This window comes from Streptomyces sp. NPDC059917 (assembly GCF_042730635.1).
Taxonomy (GTDB): Bacteria; Actinomycetota; Actinomycetes; order Streptomycetales; family Streptomycetaceae; genus Streptomyces.
The window spans coordinates 61,374-79,828 of sequence record NZ_JBHWLC010000008.1 but is presented as its reverse complement, the minus strand read 5'-3'; the positions used below and the strand labels follow the sequence as shown (position 1 = coordinate 79,828).

Here is an 18,455-nt window from a genome sequence, read left to right as displayed (position 1 = left end):
GGTTGGCAGGCCAAGAGGGCCTGTTGAGGGGGAGGAACGGGTCATGAAGGTCAGTGTCTTAGGTCTCGGTTACGTGGGCTGCGTGTCAGCCGCGTGCCTGGCCAGTCTGGGCCACGAGGTCATCGGCGTCGACGTCAGCCAGGTGAAGGTCGACCTGGTCAACGCCGGCAAGGCCCCGGTGGTCGAGGAGAAGATCGGCGAGCTCATCGCCGAGGTCGTGCGCAGCGGGGCGCTGCGCGCCACCGGCGACGTCCGCGAGGCGATCATGAACAGCGACGTGTCGCTGGTCTGCGTCGGCACGCCCTCGGAGCCCAACGGCAGTCTGTGCACCACCTACTTGGAGCGGGTCACCGAGGAGATCGGTGCCGCGGTGGCCGAGCGCGGCGGGCGGCAGACCGTCGTGTTCCGCAGCACCATGCTGCCGGGCACCTGCTTGAACCTGCTGGTGCCGATCCTGGAGAAGCACGCCGGCGGGACGGCCGGCGTGGACTTCGGCGTCGCGGTCAACCCGGAGTTCCTGCGCGAGGGCACGAGCGTGCGGGACTTCTTCGACCCGCCCAAGACGGTCATCGGGCAGATCGACGAGGCCAGTGGTGACGTGGTCGCGGCGCTGTACGACGGGCTGCCGGGCGAGGTGTTCCGGGTGCCGATCCCGACCGCGGAGGCCATCAAGTACGCGGACAACGCGTTCCACGGCCTCAAGATCGGCTTCGCGAACGAGCTGGGCTCCATCTGCCAGGCGCTCGGGGTGGACTCGTACCAGGTGATGGACGTGTTCCTGGCCGACCGCAAGTTGAACATCAGCCCGGCCTACCTGCGGCCCGGCTTCGCCTTCGGCGGCTCCTGCCTCCCCAAGGACCTGCGCAGTCTGGTCCACGCGGCGCAGCAGGCCGACGTCGCGGTGCCGATCCTCGCCCACGTCCTGCCGTCCAACGCCGAACACCTGCGGCGGGCGGTGGAGTTGGTCGAGGCCACCGGCAAGCGCCGGGTGGGCATCTTCGGGCTGTCCTTCAAGCCCGGCACCGACGACCTGCGCGAGAGCCCGCTCGTCGAGCTGGCGGAGCGGCTCTTCGGCAAGGGGTACGACCTGCGGATCTACGACCCCAACGTGAACCTCTCCCGGCTGCTCGGCGCGAACCGGGAGTACGTCGAGACGCGGCTGCCGCACCTCGCCAAGCTCCTCGCGGAGTCCGTCGACGAGGTGCTCGACCACGCCGAGGTGTGCCTGGTGGGGACCGGCGACCCGGCCGTGCTCTCGGCCCTGCCGCACGGCGACGGCCCCGTGATCATCGACCTCGTCCACCTCCCCGACGCCGACGTGCGCCGGGCCGAACCGGGATACGTGGGCCTTGCTTGGTAACGCGAGCGGCGGCGTCGGCCGGGGCCGACGCGCGCTGATCCTGGTGGAGAACCTCTCGGTCCCCTTCGACCGGCGGGTGTGGCAGGAGTGCACGACCCTGCGCGACGCGGGGTGGACCGTGCACGTCATCTGCCCCCAGGGCGAGAAGCGGGACACCGAGCCCGAGGTCGAGATCGACGGGGTGCGGATCCACCGCTACCCGCTGCGCGCCGCCACCGGCGGGCCCGCCGGATACCTGCGCGAGTACGGCACGGCGCTGTGGCACACGCTGCGCCTGGCCCGCAAGGTCGGCCCCGTCCACGTGGTGCACGCCTGCAACCCGCCGGACCTGCTGTTCCTGCCCGCCCTGTGGTTGAAGCGGCGCGGTTCGCGGTTCGTCTTCGACCAGCACGACCTGGTGCCCGAGCTGTACCTCTCCCGGTTCAACCGGGGCAAGGACCTGCTCTACCGCGCGGTGTGCGCGCTGGAGCGGCGCACCTACCGGGCCGCGGACGTCGTGCTCGCCACGAACGAGAGCTACCGGGACGTCGCGCTGGCGCGCGGCGGCCGGAAGCCGTCGGACGTCTTCGTGGTCCGCAGCGCGCCCGACACCAAGCGGTTCCAACCGGTACCGGCCGAGGAGGAGTTGAAGAAGGGCAAGCCCCATCTGCTGTGCTACCTCGGCGTCATGGGCCCGCAGGACGGCGTCGACTACGCCCTGCGCTCGCTGGCGAAGCTGCGCGACCAGTTCGGACGGACGGACTGGCACGCGGTGTTCATCGGCGGCGGCGACACCTTCGACGCCATGGTGGAGCTGTCCCGCACGCTCGGGCTCTCGGAGCACGTGCAGTTCACCGGTCGCATACCCGACGCCGACCTGGCGCGCTACCTCTCCACCGCGGACGTCTGCCTCTCCCCCGATCCGCACAATCCGCTCAATGACGTGTCCACCATGAACAAGGTCCTCGAGTACATGGTGATGGGCCGCCCGATCGTCTCCTTCGACCTCCGCGAAGCGCGGGTCTCCGCGGCCGAGGCCGCCGTCTACGCACCCGCGAACGACGAGGCCGAGTTCGCCCGGCTCATCGCGCTGCTGCTGGACGACCCGGAGAAGCGGACCCGGATGGGGAAGATCGGCCAGGAGCGGATCGGCGGTCCGCTCGCCTGGCGGAACTCGCAGGCATCGCTGCTCGCCGCCTACGCCCGCGCCTGCCGGGACCGCGGTCCGGTGCCGGTGGCGGGCGCACGGCACGGGCACGAGGGAGACCGCACCGTTGAGTGATGACACGATACGGCTGGTCACGATCGGCCGGATTACCCGTAGGCGCTGGCGGCTGCTCACCATCCTCACGGTGGTGGGTGCGCTGCTCGGCTACGGCACCTCCATGCTGTTCCCGGCCCGCTACACGACGTCCGCGTCGGTGTTGCTGCCGGGGGCGTGGCAGGAGCGCGAGTTGATGACCCAGGCGCAGATCGCCACCAGTTCGGTGGTGGTCGACCGCGCGGCGGCCACCCTGCGCTGGCCCGGGGTGAGCGGCCGGCAGCTGCGGGAGCAGGTGACCGCCACCGCCTCCGACGGGAACATCATCAACATCGCGGGCACGGCGGACACCCCGGAGCGCGCGCAGAAGCTCGCCGACCAGGTGGCGCAGCAGTTCGTCTCGTTCGCGGCGCGGATAGCGGGCGCGGGCGCCGACCCCGAGGCGGCGTCGCAGCCCGAGGCGCTGCGCCAGATGGTGGTGCAGACCAGCCGCCGCATCAACGAGCTGGCCGATGCGACCGGTCCGGGGCAGTCGGTGGAGAGCGTGCAGACCCGCACGGAGCTGGCGAAGCTGCGCACCGCGCTGCAGGAGGCCGTGACCAAGCTGGACCAGGTCAACCCGGCCGCGGGCAAGGCCAACATGGTCGTCATGGGCGCGGCGGTCCGGCCGACGGGCGAGGCACCGCCGACGCGGATGCAGCTCATCGTCGGTGGGGCGCTGCTGTTCTTCCTCGTCGGGGTCATCGGTCATCTGGCCGCCGCCCGGATGAGCCGCCGGCTGCGCGGCGAGGCGGAGATCGCCGCGGCGCTGGGTGCGACGGTGCTGGGCAGCGTCGACGTACCGGGCGAGGCCGTCGCGCGCGGGGCGAAGGACGGTGGCTCGCGGGCCCGGATCCGCGGGCTGCTGGGCCTGGACGTCCGGTGGGACGCCCCGCCTCCGCAGGCCTCCGGCGACGAGGCCAGCCGACAGCTGCGCTACCGGCGGGTGTGTGCCCGTCTGAATGAGCAACTACCGTCTACGGCAAGGCTGTTACTGGTGGTTCCGGAGGGCGACGGGGTCGCGCGGCGGGCCGCTGAACAGCTCGCCGCCGAGGCCGGGGGCGCTCCGCCGCTGCGGGTGGTGGAGGTCCCGGTGTCCCGGCCGATGCTGCCGGACGGCGGCGAGGAGTACGGCGCGCTGGTCGTCCTCAGCGCGGGCAGCTGGACCGCGGGGGAACTCACCGGTATCGCGGGGGCGTGCGCGGACGCCGAGCAGGAGGTCGTCGGCGCGGTGCTCGCCGACGTGGTCCGGGCCCGTCCGGCGCGGTCCGCCGGGGACCCTTCGGACGACATCACATCGGCGAGCGCGGTTGACTACGACACGGCAGGACGTTCAGGGTGACGACGAGTACGGGTTCCGAGCCGTCGGCCGCGGCTCCGCTGCTGGACCTGCAGGCGCTGGTGGTCGCGGTGCGCAGGCGCCGCCGCCTCTGGTCCTCCATGGCACTGTTGGGGATGCTCCTGGGCGCGGCCGTCGCGGTGCTGATGCCGCCGCCGCCGACCGCGGTGACGAAGGTGCTGGTCGCGCACCAGGCGGACCAGCCGAACGACCCGGGGACGCTGATCCGCACCGACGCCGCGCTGCTGCAGACGACGCAGATCGCGGGCAGGGCCCTGAAGTCCCTGAAGTCGGCGCAGACGCCGGAAGACTTCATGAAGGACTACGCGGGCATCGGGCTGACCAACAACCTGCTGCAGATCACCGTCACGGGTGAGAGCGACGCGCAGGCGGTGGCCCGGGCCAAGGCGTTGGCCGAGGCCTTCGTCGCGGACCACGTGCAGCGCATCCAGGCGACCGCGGACGCGGAGGCCAAGACGCTGCTCGATCAGCGCGACCGCATGCAGACCGAGCTCGCCCAGGTCAACAAGTCGATCGGGGACGCCCCGCAGCAGAGCGGGCCGAAGGCCTCGGCGAACACGGAGTCGCTGTACGCCCGTCGGGCCGAACTGACGGCGCGGATCACCGACTTCGGCCAGCGGGCCGCGGAGGCGCGCGTCGGCACCCCGCAGCTCATCTCGGGCACGCAGGTCGTGGACGCGCCGCGCACGGTGCGGGTCTCCCTGCCCAAGACCGCCGCGACCAACGCCGCGGTGGGGCTCGTCCTCGGGCTCGTCCTCGGGCTGGTGGTGGCCGCGATCGGCACGGTGGTGGCGGACCGGCCGGTGCTGCGGCGCGACATCGCGGGGAGCCTCGGCGCCTCGATCATCTCGGAGCTCCCCCGCCGGTCGCCGTGGCTGTGGCGGCGCAAGCGGATCCGGGCGGCGCGCGAACGGCTCACCGCGTCCCTGGCGCGTACCGTGCGCGGCTCCGCGGAGCCCCTGTCCCTGCTGGAGCTGGGCTGCGCGCGCGGTGCGAGCCTGATCGCCCTGGACCTCGCCGGGGCGCTGGGGGCGCAGGAACCGGTGGTCGTCGTCGACGGTCTGCCGGGCTCGCAGCTCTCGGGCCGCAAGCCGAAGCCGGGCGACCCCACCGTGGTCAGCGGCGGGGGCGGCGCGGCCGAGTCGCACCAGGGGCGCCGGATCGGGGTCGGCTCGGTGGCGCCCGGCACCGCGTGGACCGACCTCCAGTACCTGGGCACCCAGACCGTCCTGGTCGTGCGCGCCGGCCACGGCAGCGTGGCCTGGCTGCACACCGTGGCGCGACAACTCGCGGACCAGCGCATACCGGTGGTCGGCGTGGTGCTGATCGATCCCGATCCGCGGGACCGGACCGACGGCACGCTGTGGGACGGGCCGCGGTCCGCGCCACGCGGCCGGAGCGAGCGACCGGCCCGGCAGAACGGGACGGAACGGGCGCCGACGGAGCTGCAGTCATGGGCACGAGTACCGGACATCGACCAGGAAGCGCGGTAGTACATGTGTGGCATCGCAGGCACGTATCGCTGGCCGGACGGGAAGGTCGTGACCGACCGGCTCACCGATACCCTCGCCCATCGCGGGCCGGACGGGGCGGGCCGGTACAGCCACCCCGTCGGTGACGGCGAGGTGCACCTCGGGCACCGTCGGCTGGCCATCATCGACCTGTCCGAGACGGGCGCCCAGCCGATGGTCTCGGACGGTCTCGTCCTGACGTACAACGGCGAGCTGTACAACGCGCCGGAGCTGCGCGCCGAGTTGGTGGCCGCCGGGGTCCGCTTCCGCGGCACCTCCGACAGCGAGGTGCTGTTGGAGGCGTGGCGGCGCTGGGGCACGGACTGCCTGCCGCGGCTGCGCGGCATGTTCGCCTTCGGCGTCTTCGACGAGCGGACCGGCGAGCTGGTGCTCGCCCGCGACCAGCTGGGCATCAAGCCGCTCTTCCTGCTGCGGCGCGGCGAAGGGCTGGTGTTCGCCTCCGAGCTCAAGGCGCTCGCCGCCGCCACCGGCGGGTCGATGGAGGTGGACCACGCGGCGTTGGTGGCCTCCCTGCTGTACTACTGGGTGCCGGATTCGCGCTGCGCGCTGCGCGGGGCGGAGAAGTTGGCGCCGGGGAGCTGGCTGCGGTGCCGGCCCGACGGCCGGGTGGAGCGCGGCCGGTTCTGGAACCTGCGGGACGTCGCCTCGGAGGGCCGGGACCGGGCCCGCAGCGGCGAGCTGCCGGACCTGGCCGCCGTCATCGAGGACTCGACGCGCCGGCACCTGCTGTCGGACGTGCCGGTGGCGACCTTCCTCTCCGGCGGGCTGGACTCCAGCTACCTGACCGCGCTGGCCGCCCGGGACCACCCCGGGATCTCCGCCTACACGATCGGTTTCCGCGCCGAGGACGCCAAGTTCGAGGCGATGCCGGACGACCTGCGCTACGCCCGGCAGGTGGCCGAGCGGTTCGGCGTCGATCTGCACGAGATCGAGATCGCTCCGAACGTGCTCGAGATGCTGCCGCAGATGACGTACCACCTGGACGAGCCGATCGGCGACCCCGCGGCGATCAACACCTTCCTGATCTGCTCGGCCGCGCGCGAGGCCGGGGTCAAGGTGATGCTCTCGGGGATGGGCGCCGACGAGCTGTTCGCGGGGTACCGCAAGCACCTGGCCAACGTGCTCGCGCTGCGCTACCAGCGGGTTCCGCGCCCGCTGCGGCGCGGGGTGTACGCGGCCGTGGACCGGCTGCCGGTGGCCTCGGCCCGCCGGGGGTACCGGTCGGTGCGGTTCGCGAAGCGCTTCCTCTCCTTCGCCGACCTGCCGGAGGAGACGGCGTTCCGGCGCAGCTACACCATGTACGACCAGGAGGAACTGCTCGCGCTGATCGATCCGGACCTGGCCGGGACGGTCGACGACGTGTTGACCGAGCACGCGGACGTCTACGAGGACAACGACCTCGACGACTTCGTCAACCGGATGTGCCTGGGCGACGCCAGGATGTTCCTGCCGGGGCTGAACCTCGCCTACACGGACCGCTCCAGCATGGCCGCGTCGACCGAGGTACGGGTGCCGTACGTGGACGTCGAGGTGGTCAGGGCCGCCTTCGCCGTGCCGGGCGACCGCAAGATCGTCGGGCGGCAGGGCAAGGCCGTGCTCAAGGAGGCGGCCACCTCGATCCTGCCCCGGGAGATCGTGTACCGGCCCAAGGGCCTCTTCAGCGCTCCGCTGCGCGCCTGGATGAGCCGCGACCTGGCGCCGCTGGTGCGCGAGGTGGTGAACGACGGCGTGCTGGTCAACTCCGGTTTCCTGCGCCGCGACGCGCTGGCGCGGATGGTGGCCGAGGACGCCTCCGGGCAGCGGGACTTCTCCAAACACCTGTGGCACGTGTTGACCCTGGAGTACTGGTATCGCAACGCGACCTCTGGGTCCGGTCAGGGCAGTCGGTGAACGGCACGGCAATTTCCAAGGAGTTCGCGTGAAGCAAGTGGTGCAGAACTACAAGAGCGGCGAGTTGGCGGTACTGGACGTGCCGGTGCCCGGCTGCAAGCCGGGTGGTGTGCTGGTGCGCACGGCCTACTCGCTGATCTCGACCGGGACCGAGATGATGAAGGTCTCCGAGGCCAGCATGTCGATGCTGGGCAAGGCCCGGTCCCGGCCGGACCAGGTGGCCAAGGTGGTGCAGAGCGTGGCCACCAACGGGGTGGCCGCCACCTACCGCAAGGTGAACAACCAGCTGGATTCCTACACGCCGCTGGGCTACTCGCTGTGCGGGGTGGTCGAGCAGGTGGGCGCCGGTGTCGACGACGTGGCCGTCGGCGATCTGGTGGCCTGCGCGGGCAACGAGCACGCGCTGCACGCCGAGTTGAACTGGGTGCCCAAGAACCTCTACTCCCGGCTCCCGGACGGACTCGCCCCGCGGCACGCGGCCTTCGGTACGGTCGGGTCGATCGCGATGCAGGGCGTGCGGCAGGGCGAGTCCCAGCTCGGCGAGGTGGCCCTGGTCATCGGCCTCGGGCTGATCGGGCAGCTGGTGGTGCAGCTGCTGACCGCGTCCGGGGTCCGGGTCATCGGGGCCGACCCCGATCCGGTGCGCTGCGAGCTCGCCGCGAGCCTGGGCGCCGCGGCCTGCGGCGATCCCGGTTCCGCGGCGGTGGAGTCGGCCGTCGCCGACCTCACCGGCGGTCACGGGGTGGACCAGGTGTACCTGGCCGCCGGCGGCGGCAGCAACCAGCCCGTGGAGCTGGCCGCCCGGTTGAGCCGGGACCGGGGCCGGGTCATCGACATCGGCAAGTGCCGGCTGGACCTGCCGTGGAACGCGTACTACGAGAAGGAACTGGACGTCCGCTTCTCCCGCAGCTACGGCCCCGGGCGCTACGACCCCGGGTACGAGCTGGAGGGGCGGGACTATCCGATCGGGTACGTGCGCTGGACCGAGCGCCGCAACCTGGCGTGCTTCCTCGACCTGATGGCCCGCGGCAGCGTCGACGTGGAGCCCCTGATCTCGCACATCGCCGACTTCGAGGACGCCGTCAAGACCTACCAGCGCCTCAAGGACGGCGAACTCAAGGCCGTGGCGGTGCTGTTCGAGTATCCCGAGCAGGCCGTGGAGGGCCGGGCCGCGGCCCCGTCGGTGACGGTGCCCGCGGTGCCGAGCAGCCGTCGGTCGGCGGCGCCGTCCCGGTCCGCCGCGGCTCCGGTGCGCCTCGCGTTCGTCGGCGCGGGGAACTACGCGACGTCCATGCTGCTGCCGCACCTGGCGGAGCGCGCCGGTGTCACGCTGTCGACGGTCGTCACCACGACGGCGCTGTCCGGGGCCAACGCGCAGCGGAAGTTCGGCTTCGGCTCGGCGACCACCGACCTGGACGCCGTGCTCGGCGACCCGGCGATCGACGCCGTGTTCGTGGTCACGCGGCACAGCTCGCACGCCGACCTGACCCGCAAGGCGCTGCTCGCCGGCAAGACGGTGTTCGTGGAGAAGCCCCTGGCCCTCGACCAGGACGAGCTGGCCGGTGTGCTCGCGGCGGTGGAGGAGTCGGGCAACGACCGGCTGCAGGTGGGCTTCAACCGGCGTTTCGCGCCGATCCTGCGGGAGGCGAAGCAGCAGTTCGGCACCCGCGGTGGTCCGGCGAGCCTGCGCTACCTGGTCAACGCGGGCCAGCTCGGGCAGGGCAGCTGGTACCTGCAACAGGGCACCGAGGGGACGCGGTTCGCGGGTGAGGGCGGCCACTTCATCGACACGGCCAGCTGGTTGCTCGGCTCCGACCCGGTCTCGGTGTACGCGGCCGCGACCTCCGGCAACGAGGACCTCCAGGTCGTCATGCGCTACCCGGACGGTTCCACCGCCACCCTGAGCTACGTGACGACCGGCGCCCCCGGCTTCCCCAAGGAGACGCTGGACCTGGTCGCCGACGGCAAGGTGCTCCGGCTCGACGACTTCGTGCGGGCCTCGGTGTACGCCCGCAAGCGGTGGGTCAGCTCGCGGCTGCCCAAGGCCCGGGACAAGGGCCAGTCCGCCGAGCTCGCCGCCTTCATCAAGGCCGTGCGGACCGGTGGCCCGATGCCGGTGCCGCTGGAGTCCCTGGTCGCCACCACGGCGGCGACCCTCGCCGTCCAGGCCAGTCTGGCGGGCGGCGCGCCGGTGAGCTTGGCGGGGCCCCGATGACCATGAGCCCCGCGTGGTACCTGCGGCGGCTGTCCCGGATGGGCCCGCAGGAGGTCGGTGGCCGGGTCGCCGACACGGTGCGGCGGCGCCGGTGGCGCACCGCGCCGCCGACCGGCCGCCCGGTGACGGGCGCCCGTTTCACCGCGGTGCTGCCCGCCGGGGCGCTCGCCGCGGTGGCTCCGGACGCCGCGAAGCGGCTCGTCGTACAGGCGGACCGGCTGATGGCCGGGCACGCCGAGTACTTCGGGGTGGAGCGCGACGACCTGGTCGACCCGGACTGGTGGTACGACCCGAAGACCGGGCGCCGGGCACCGGCCGGGTACGCCTTCGACGTGCCCTACCGCAGCGAGGAGGCGGTCGGGGACATCAAGCAGATCTGGGAGCCGTCCCGGCACCAGCACCTCACCGTGCTCGCGGCCGCCTACGCGGTCACCGGGGACGAGCGGTACGCCGAGCGGGTGGCCGCACACCTGCGGTCGTGGTGGGAGGTCAACCCGCCGCTGCGCGGTGTGCACTGGATCAGCGGCATCGAGCTGGGCATCCGGCTGCTGTCCTGGGTGTGGGTGCGCCGGTTGCTCGACGGCTGGTCCGGTGCGGCCGCCCTCTTCGAGGGCAACCCGGTGGCGCTGGAACAGATCTGGCACCACCAGCGGTGGCTGGCCGCCTTCCCCAGCCGGGGTTCCTCGGCGAACAACCACGTCATCGCCGAGACCGCCGGGCAGTTCGCCGCGGCCTGCGCCTTCGACTGGTTCCCCGACTCGGCGCGCTGGCGCTCCGGTGCGCTGCGGTCGCTGGAGCGGCACCTGCGGAGCAACACCTTCCACTCCGGCCTGAACCGCGAGTTGGCCACCGAGTACCACGGGCTGGTCCTGGAGCTCGGGCTGGCCGCGCTGGCCGAGGCGGACGCGGCCGGTGTGCCGGTCCCCGCGACGGTGCGGGTGGTGCTGCTGCGGATGACGGACGCGCTCGCCGCCATCGTGGACGGTCGGCTGCGGCCCCCGCGCCAGGGGGACGCGGACGACGGACACGGCCTGATCGTGGACGGCGCGGGCACCGACCGCTGGGCCTCGCTGCTGGCCACCGGGGAGGCCGTCTACGGCCGGCTCCCCTGGTGGCCGGAGGCGGGCGGCACGGACGTGCGCACCCCGCTGCTGGCCGCCCTCATCCGGTCGTACCCGGAGCCGGGGGGCGCTGCGGCGGTGCGGCGCCCGGCGCGGCGCCCGGCCCACTTCGCCGACGCGGGGATGACGATCCTGCGCGGTCCGGGGGAGATCTGGTGCCGCTGCGACGGGGGCCCGCACGGTTTCCTGTCGATCGCCGCGCACGGTCACGCGGACGCGCTGTCCGTGGAGGTCCGCCACGACGGGGTCGACGTACTGGCCGACCCGGGGACGTACTGCTACCACGGGGAGCCGCGGTGGCGGGAGTACTTCCGCTCGACGCTCGGGCACAACACCCTGCAGTTGGACGGCGCCGACCAGTCCGTCTCCGGCGGCCCGTTCCTGTGGACCCGACAGGCCCGCACCAAGGTGGTGGCCGCGGACACGTCCGACGCCGGTGTCGGGGGGACCTCCCGCTGGTGCGCCGAGCACGACGGGTACGGGCCCTCGGTCCACCGGCGCCGGGTCGAGCTGATCGGCGCGCGCAAGGAGGTGCGGGTGGTCGACGAGGTGCACGGCCCGAGCCGGACGGCGCAGCTGGCCTTCCACCTGGGCCCGGCGATCGTCGCGGAGCTGGTGGGGCACCGGGCCGTGCTCACGTGGACCCGGGACGGCGAGGAGCGCTCCGCCGTGCTCGACCTGCCCGGGCAGCTGTCCTGGCGGGCGCACCGGGGTGAGAGCGATCCGCCGCTGGGCTGGTACTCCGCCGGTTTCGGCCGCAAGGAACCCGCCACCACGCTGATCGGCACCGGCGGCGCCGACGGCGCGCAGGCGTTCATCACCGTACTCACGTTCCGGGACTAGGGAGGAGGGGTCTTGATCAAGAGGGGGCACTGGGCGATGCCGACGGCGCAGCTGTTGCTGGTCCTGCTCGCGGTGACCGGCTGCACGAGCACGCCGGACGACGGGTCGGACTCGTCCGGGAAGTCGCCCGCTTCCGGCGCGCCCTCCTCCGGGGCGGCCGCCACGCCCGTGGCCCGGGTGTGCGACAAGCCCTCGGGCGGTCCGGCGCAGGCTCCGGCGGGCGCGGTGTCGGTCGACCCCGCGGTCGTCAACGACCTGGCGGCGAAGACCAAGAGCAGCCCCCCGAAGACCACGTTCTGGATCGCGCCGGGGACGCACAAGCTCGATCCGGACCGCTTCGCCCAGGTCATCCCCAAGGACGGGGACATCTATCTCGGCGCGCCGGGCGCGGTGCTCGACGGCCAGAAGAGCAACCAGTACGCCTTCGGCGGCGGCGCGGCCGACGTGACCATCCGGTTCCTGACGGTGCAGGGCTTCATCGCGCCGCAGAACGAGGGCGTGGTCAACCACGACTCGGCCGACGGGTGGGTGATCGAGCACGCGACGGTCCAGCACAACTCGGGCGCCGCGCTGATGGCCGGCGCCCGCCAGCAGGTCCGTGCCAACTGCCTGCGCGGCAACGGGCAGTACGGCCTGAACGCCTACAAGTCCGGCGACCCGATCACCCACCTGGTGGTGGAGGGCAACGAGATCGTGGGCAATGACACGGACGACTGGGAGAAGCGCCAACCCGGGTGCGGATGCACCGGAGGCGTGAAGTTCTGGGCGGTCAACGGCGCCGACGTGCGGGGCAATTGGGTGCACGACAACCGCGGACCCGGGATCTGGGCGGACACCAACAACAACGACTTCCGCATCGAGGAGAACGTGCTGGAGGCCAATGACGGCGCCGCGCTGATCTACGAGACCAGCTACAACGCGGTCATCCGCAAGAACACGATCCGGCGGAACAACTGGGTCGAGGGACGCAAGAAGGCCAATGACGGCGACACCTTCCCCTTCGCGACCGTCTACTTGTCGGAATCCGGTGGCGAACCGCGCGTCCCGGCCCGCACGGACAAGATCGAGGTGTACGAGAACCTGTTCGAGAACAACTGGTCCGGGATCACCCTGTGGGAGAACGCGGACCGGTTCTGCAACAGCCCGGCCAACACCTCCTCCGGTGACTGCACCCTGCTGGTGAAGTCCATCGCCAGCTGCGCGCAGCCCGCGATCGCCGGCGCGCCGCTCTACTCCGACTGCCGGTGGAAGACCCAGCGGGTGGACATCCACCACAACCGTTTCGTCCTGGACACCTCCGTCGTCGGGTGCGCGGTGAAGTGCGGCCGCATGGCGGTGCTGGCCAACTACGGGACGTACCCGGACTGGTCCCCGTACAAGGGCGAGCCGGTGGCGGAGGCCATCACCCGCGAGCAGCAGAACCGCTGGCACGACAACGTCTACTCCGGGCCGTGGAGCTTCATCGCCCACGACCCGAGCCGGGAGCTCGACTTCGCGCAGTGGCAGGGCGCGCCGTACCAGCAGGACGCGGGCAGCACCTTCGCGCCGCAGGACGGTGGTTGAGATGGCCGCGGATGCCACGCTCGACGGGCCGGCGGACCGCGCGGACGCCGCGGGGGATCGCGGCGACACCGAGGTGCGTCGCGCGGGCGCGCCGAAGGGCGTCGCCATCGCCTGGGGGCTGCTGATACTCAACACCTTGGGCTCCGCGGGGGCGAAGACCATCGTGCCGCTGCCCCGGTCCCTCATCCAGATGGCCACGATGGGCTCGCTGGTGGCCGCCTTCGCGCTGGCGCTGCTGCTCAACCTCCGGCTGCGGGTGCGCGCCAGTGCCTTCCTGCTGCTGCTCACCCTGCTGCTGGTGCCGAGCGTGATCTCCAGCGTGAACCTGGAGTCCGGCTTCGGCGCCCTGTTCCGCTGCACCCGCCTCGCGCTCTTCGTCGGTACCCTGTGGCTGCTCAGCCGCTGGTGGGACGGTGACGACCGGTTCGTGCGCCACCACATCCGGCTGTACTTCGCGGTGCTCGCGTCGGTCGCCGCGGGCCTGCTCATCTCTCCGGGCGCGGCCCTGCCGGACCTCTACGGCGGGCGGCTGGTGGGCGCGTTGTGGCCGCTGACCCCGCCGCAGATCGGCCAGTACGCCGCGGTGATCATCGGGCTGACCGTGCTGCTCCTGCTGGGTCGGCGGACCAGCGGCGCCAGCGCGGCGGGGGTCATCGTGCCCTCGTTCGTCCTGCTCGCCCTGACCCACACCCGGACGGCGACGCTCGGCCTGCTGGTCGGGCTGGTGCTGGCGATCGGTTCGCTCGTGCTGACCAGCGCCGCGGCCCGCCGGTTCTTCGCCTGGGCGGTGGTGATCTCCACCTTCGTCGCCGTGGTGCTCAACTCCGCGCTCCAGGCGTGGTTCCTGCGCGGACAGAGCCAGGAGAACTTCTCCAACCTCACGGGTAGGGCCAAGGTCTGGGACGCGCTGCTGGCCGCCCCCCGGACGACCCTGCAGGAGCTGTTCGGCGCGGGCCTGGGCGACAAGTCCTTCGGCGGGCTGCCGATCGACAACAGCTGGCTGGCCGTCTACAACGAGCAGGGCATGGTCGGCACCGCTCTGGTGGCGGCCGCCATCATCGTGCTGGGCGGCGTCGCGCTGCTGCGCCCGCCCTCGCTCCAGCGGGCCTGCGCGATCTTCCTGGTCAGCTACTGCTCGATCGCCTCCTACACCGAGGCCGGGCTGGGCGACGCCTCGCCGTACCTGCTGCACCTGACCGTCGCCGCCTCCTTGCTGGCGGCGCCCGCCACGGCCGCCGCCCCGTCGGCGCCCACGGCCTCGGCCGCGCGCCGACGCCTGCCCCACTGGACCCGGACTTCGGAGGTGAAATGAACATGCACGTTCTCGTGGTGCACAACCGGTACGCGTCGGCGCAGCCGAGCGGGGAGAACAAGGTCGTCGACCAGGAGGTCGCGCTGCTGCGCGGGGCCGGTCACCGGGTCGAGGTGTTCGAGCGGCGCAGTGACGACATCGGCGGCCGCTCCCTGGTGTCCAAGGCCGCGATCCCGTTGCTGGTTCCGTGGAACCCGGCGGTCCGCACGGAGCTCACCGCCAGGCTGCGCGCCGATCGGCCGGACGTGGTGCACGTCCACAACGTCTTCCCGCTGCTGTCCCCCGCGGTGCTGGCCGCCTGCGCCGACGCCGGGGTGCCCGCCGTCGCCACCCTGCACAACTACACGCAGGTCTGCCCGCCCGGCACGCTCCAGCGGGACGGGAAGCCGTGCGGCGACTGCGTCGGCACGGCTCCGCTGCCCGCCGTCCGGCACGGCTGCTACCGCGGCTCCCGGCTGGCGACGGTACCGCTCGCGGTCAGCCTGTCGGTCAACCGGCGGCGGTGGTGGTCGGGCGTGGAGCGGTTCTTCTGCATCTCCGCGGCGCAGCGGGAGGTCCTGGTGCGGGCCGGGATGCCGGCCGAGCGGCTGGGGGTCAAGCACAACTTCGTGCCCGAACCGGCCGTGCGCCGCACGGGCGCCGGCGAGCACCTGCTCTACCTGGGCCGCCTCGCGGAGGTCAAGGGCGTGCGGCTGCTGATGGCCGCGTGGGACGAGCTCGCCGCGGACGGCGGGGTGGGCGTGCCGCTCGTGATCGCCGGTACGGGGCCGCTGGAAGGGGAGGTGGCCGCCTGGGCGGCGGGCCGGGAGGACGTGCGCTACGTCGGTCTCTACGACCCGGCCCAGTGCGGGGAGGCCATCGCGCGCTCGGTCGCGGTGGTGGCTCCCTCGACCTGGCTGGAGGCGTTCGGCCTGGTGGTCGTGGAGGCGATGGCGGCCGGGGTCCCGGCCGTCGCCGCCGGTCACGGCGCCTTCGTCGAGCTCGTCGGGGACGGGGTGAGCGGGCTGCTGCACCGACCGGGCGAGGTCTCCTCGCTGGCGGCCGGCATGCGCCGGATCGCGACCGATCCGGCGCGCAACCGGGAGATGGGGATGGCGGCCCGGCGCCGGTACGAGCAGGGGTTCAGCCCGACCGTCGGGCTGGAGCGCCTGTTGGAGGGGTACCGCACCGCGATCGCGGTGCGGTCCGGCGGCGGGGACGGTGCGCCGCCGGTAGGAAATGCACACGTTGGCTCGCGACGGGGCACCCGCGCGGGCAGGGATGGGGGCAATTGATGACACGATGCCGACTCTGCGGCTCGGAGGCGCTGGCCAGCGTCGTCGACCTGGGGGCGACCCCGCCGTGCGAGAGCTTCCTCGCCGCGGACGAACTGGACCGGCCGGAGCCCGCGTACCCGCTGCACCTGCGGGTGTGCACCGAGTGCTGGCTCGCGCAGATCCCTCCGCTGATCACTCCGGAGGAGACCTTCACGCAGTACGCCTACTTCTCGTCCTACTCGACGTCCTGGGTGGAGCACGCGCGCACCTTCGTCGCCGATGCCGCCGAGCGGGTGGGCCTCGGACCCGACTCCTTCGTGGTCGAGGTCGCGAGCAACGACGGCTATCTGCTCAGGCACGTGGTGGACCGGGGGATCCGCTGCCTGGGCGTGGAGCCGTCGGTGAACGTGGGCGCCGCGGCGCGCGAGGCGGGCGTGCCCACGCTGACGGCGTTCCTGGACCCGGACACCGGGGCGGCCGTGCGCGCCGAGCACGGGCCTGCGGACCTGGTCGCGGCGAACAACGTGTACGCGCACATCCCCGACGTGGTCGGTTTCACCCGGGGGTTGCGCGCCCTGGTCGCGGACGACGGCTGGGTCTCCATCGAGGTTCAGCACCTGCTGACCTTGATCGAGGAGAACCAGTACGACACGATCTACCACGAGCACTTCCAGTACTACACGGTCGCCTCCGCCATCCGGGCGTTGGCGAGCGGTGGACTGACCCTGGTGGACGTCGAGTTGCTGCCCACGCACGGCGGCTCCATCCGGCTGTGGGCGCGACCGGCCGAGGTGGCCGGCGAGCCGACGCGGCGGGTGGCGGACGTGCTGGCCCGCGAGGAGGCCGCCGGGCTGCAGGAGCTGTCCGGGTACACCGAGTTCTCCGCCCGGGTGGCGAAGGTGCGCCGGGACCTGCTGCGGTTCCTCATCGACGCGGCCGAGAACGGCGAGACGGTCGTCGGCTACGGCGCTCCGGGCAAGGGCAACACCCTGCTCAACCACTGCGGGATCCGGCCCGACCTGCTCGCCTACACGGTCGACCGCAACCCGTACAAGCACGGCAGGTTCACCCCGGGCACCCGCATCCCGATCCTGGCCCCCGAGCAGATCGCGGTGGACAAGCCCGACTACGTGCTCATCCTCCCGTGGAACCTGCGGGACGAGCTGATCGAGCAGCTGTCCTTCGTCCACGACTGGGGCGGTCGCCTGGTCTTTCCCATTCCGGAACTGAGCATTGTCGAGGTCAAGGCATGAAGGTCGTACTGTTCTGCGGCGGTTACGGGATGCGCATGCGCAGCGGATCCTCCGATGACGTGCCCAAGCCGATGGCCATGGTCGGGCCGCGGCCGCTGATCTGGCACGTCATGCGCTACTACGCGCACTACGGGCACACGGAGTTCATCCTGTGCCTCGGTTACGGCGCCGACCACATCAAGAAGTTCTTCCTCAACTACGAAGAGACCACCTCGAACGACTTCGTCCTGCGGGACGGTCGGGCCGAGCTGCTGTCGACCGACATATCCTCCTGGACCATCACCTTCGTGCAGACCGGCATCGAGTCGCCGATCGGCGAGCGGCTGCGCCGGGTGCGCCAGCACCTGGACGGCGACGAGATGTTCCTCGCCAACTACGCCGACGTGCTCACCGACGCCCCGCTGCCGGAGATGATCGACCAGTTCTCCCGGCGCGACGCCGGGGCATCGATGATGGTGGTGCCGCCGCAGTCCTCGTTCCACTGCGTGGAGCTGGGCGAGGACGGCCTGGTGGAGGGCATCACCGCGGTGAGCGAGCTGCCGCTGTGGGAGAACGGGGGCTACTTCGTGCTCCGCCAGGAGATCTTCGACCACATACCCGAGAACGGCGACCTGGTCGCCGACGGCTGCACCGAACTGGCCAAGCAGGGACGGCTGGTGGCGCACCAGCACCGCGGTTTCTGGAAGCCGACCGACACCGTGAAGGAGCGCGCCTTACTGGACGCCGCCTACGCCCAGGGCGACCGCCCCTGGGCCGTGTGGGAGCGCGAGGCGGGTACGGGCACCACCGGTGGCGTCCCCGGCGCCAGGGCGGGGACCGCGTGATCCGCCTCGGGGCGGAGCCCCTGGACCGGATCGTCGCGGTGGGGGCGCACTGCGACGACATCGCCATCGGCGCCGGTGGCACCCTGCTGGCGCTCTGCCAGGCGCGGCCGGGCATCCGGGTGGACGCGCTGGTGCTGTCCGGCGGTGGCGGCGAGCGGGAGGAGGAGGAGCGGGCCGCGCTCGCCGCCTTCTGCCCGGGCGCCGAACTCCGCCTGACCGTGCTCAAGTTGCCCGACGGCCTGCTGCCCGCGCGCTGGGAGGAGGCCAAGGCCGCGGTCGAGGAGCTGCGCGCGCAGAGCGACCCGGACCTGATCCTGGCGCCGCGCACCGACGACGCGCACCAGGACCACCGGGGCCTGGCGCAGCTGATGACCACCGCCTTCCGCGACCACCTCGTGCTCGGCTACGAGATCGTCAAGTGGGACGGCGACCTCGGGCGTCCGGTGGCCTACCAGCCGCTGTCGCCGGAGGTCGCGGAGCGGAAGGTGCAGCTGTTGCAGGAGCACTACCCCTCGCAGCGCCACCGTCCCTGGTACGACCGGGAGGCCTTCCTCGGTCTCGCCCGCATCCGCGGCATCGAATGCCACGCGCGCTACGCCGAGGCGTTCGCCGTCACCAAACTCACGCTCCATCTGGGGGGATGAACC

13 protein-coding genes are annotated in these 18,455 nt (G+C 72.3%); all 13 read left to right on the top strand.

Features of this window, described 5'->3' with window-relative positions; translation table 11 throughout:
* Positions 1–43: 43 nt before the first annotated feature.
* From ACFWAR_RS07235 to ACFWAR_RS07175, 13 genes are read left to right on the top strand one after another with little or no spacing between them, the layout of a single operon-like run.
* Positions 44–1,360, top strand: coding sequence for a nucleotide sugar dehydrogenase (locus ACFWAR_RS07235; RefSeq protein ID WP_385773983.1), 1,317 nt, complete (start codon positions 44–46; stop codon positions 1,358–1,360).
* Positions 1,350–2,621, top strand: a complete 1,272-nt coding sequence (locus tag ACFWAR_RS07230) for a glycosyltransferase family 4 protein (protein ID WP_385773981.1) — start codon at positions 1,350–1,352, stop codon at positions 2,619–2,621. Before ACFWAR_RS07235 ends, ACFWAR_RS07230 begins: the two co-directional genes overlap by 11 nt.
* Positions 2,614–3,981, top strand: coding sequence for a polysaccharide biosynthesis protein (locus ACFWAR_RS07225; protein WP_385773980.1), 1,368 nt, complete (start codon positions 2,614–2,616; stop codon positions 3,979–3,981). Before ACFWAR_RS07230 ends, ACFWAR_RS07225 begins: the two co-directional genes overlap by 8 nt.
* Positions 3,978–5,492 carry a Wzz/FepE/Etk N-terminal domain-containing protein gene (locus tag ACFWAR_RS07220; protein ID WP_385773978.1) on the top strand — a complete coding sequence of 505 codons (1,515 nt, stop codon included), beginning with the start codon at positions 3,978–3,980 and terminating at the stop codon, positions 5,490–5,492. The genes ACFWAR_RS07225 and ACFWAR_RS07220 overlap by 4 nt, the downstream gene beginning before the upstream one ends.
* A gap of 3 nt (positions 5,493–5,495) precedes the next feature.
* Entirely contained in the window at positions 5,496–7,421 is a 1,926-nt protein-coding gene (gene asnB / locus ACFWAR_RS07215; protein WP_385773976.1) for an asparagine synthase (glutamine-hydrolyzing), read from the top strand.
* Between the two features lie 28 nt (positions 7,422–7,449).
* Complete coding sequence (locus ACFWAR_RS07210) at positions 7,450–9,636, top strand: bi-domain-containing oxidoreductase (protein ID WP_385773974.1); 2,187 nt, start codon at positions 7,450–7,452, stop codon at positions 9,634–9,636.
* Complete coding sequence (locus ACFWAR_RS07205) at positions 9,633–11,600, top strand: alginate lyase family protein (RefSeq protein ID WP_385773972.1); 1,968 nt, start codon at positions 9,633–9,635, stop codon at positions 11,598–11,600. The genes ACFWAR_RS07210 and ACFWAR_RS07205 overlap by 4 nt, the downstream gene beginning before the upstream one ends.
* Before the next feature lie 36 nt (positions 11,601–11,636).
* Positions 11,637–13,163, top strand: a complete 1,527-nt coding sequence (locus tag ACFWAR_RS07200; RefSeq protein ID WP_385774161.1) for a right-handed parallel beta-helix repeat-containing protein — start codon at positions 11,637–11,639, stop codon at positions 13,161–13,163.
* Between the two features lies 1 nt (position 13,164).
* Complete coding sequence (locus ACFWAR_RS07195; protein ID WP_385773970.1) at positions 13,165–14,475, top strand: O-antigen ligase domain-containing protein; 1,311 nt, start codon at positions 13,165–13,167, stop codon at positions 14,473–14,475.
* 2 nt (positions 14,476–14,477) lie between these two features.
* Positions 14,478–15,749 (top strand): glycosyltransferase, encoded by a 1,272-nt coding sequence (locus ACFWAR_RS07190; RefSeq protein WP_385774159.1) that lies wholly within the window; start codon positions 14,478–14,480, stop codon positions 15,747–15,749.
* On the top strand, positions 15,749–16,984 hold the full coding sequence (locus ACFWAR_RS07185; RefSeq protein WP_385773968.1) for a methyltransferase domain-containing protein: 1,236 nt from the start codon (positions 15,749–15,751) through the stop codon (positions 16,982–16,984). Before ACFWAR_RS07190 ends, ACFWAR_RS07185 begins: the two co-directional genes overlap by 1 nt.
* Positions 16,981–17,808: a sugar phosphate nucleotidyltransferase gene (locus tag ACFWAR_RS07180; protein WP_385773966.1), complete on the top strand. Its 828-nt coding sequence runs from the start codon at positions 16,981–16,983 to the stop codon at positions 17,806–17,808. The genes ACFWAR_RS07185 and ACFWAR_RS07180 overlap by 4 nt, the downstream gene beginning before the upstream one ends.
* Complete coding sequence (locus ACFWAR_RS07175; RefSeq protein ID WP_385773964.1) at positions 17,805–18,452, top strand: PIG-L deacetylase family protein; 648 nt, start codon at positions 17,805–17,807, stop codon at positions 18,450–18,452. Before ACFWAR_RS07180 ends, ACFWAR_RS07175 begins: the two co-directional genes overlap by 4 nt.
* Positions 18,453–18,455 lie beyond the last annotated feature (3 nt).

What these genes read in the sequence shown, in the direction of transcription:
- ACFWAR_RS07200 (WP_385774161.1), top strand. Translation starts at nt 11,637, where the DNA reads ATGCCGACGGCGCAGCTGTTGCTGGTCCTGCTCGCGGTGACCGGCTGC.
- asnB (WP_385773976.1), top strand. Translation starts at nt 5,496, where the DNA reads ATGTGTGGCATCGCAGGCACGTATCGCTGGCCGGACGGGAAGGTCGTG.
- ACFWAR_RS07235 (WP_385773983.1), top strand. Translation starts at nt 44, where the DNA reads ATGAAGGTCAGTGTCTTAGGTCTCGGTTACGTGGGCTGCGTGTCAGCC.
- ACFWAR_RS07190 (WP_385774159.1), top strand. Translation starts at nt 14,478, where the DNA reads ATGCACGTTCTCGTGGTGCACAACCGGTACGCGTCGGCGCAGCCGAGC.
- ACFWAR_RS07180 (WP_385773966.1), top strand. Translation starts at nt 16,981, where the DNA reads ATGAAGGTCGTACTGTTCTGCGGCGGTTACGGGATGCGCATGCGCAGC.
- ACFWAR_RS07205 (WP_385773972.1), top strand. Translation starts at nt 9,633, where the DNA reads ATGACCATGAGCCCCGCGTGGTACCTGCGGCGGCTGTCCCGGATGGGC.
- ACFWAR_RS07185 (WP_385773968.1), top strand. Translation starts at nt 15,749, where the DNA reads ATGACACGATGCCGACTCTGCGGCTCGGAGGCGCTGGCCAGCGTCGTC.
- ACFWAR_RS07195 (WP_385773970.1), top strand. Translation starts at nt 13,165, where the DNA reads ATGGCCGCGGATGCCACGCTCGACGGGCCGGCGGACCGCGCGGACGCC.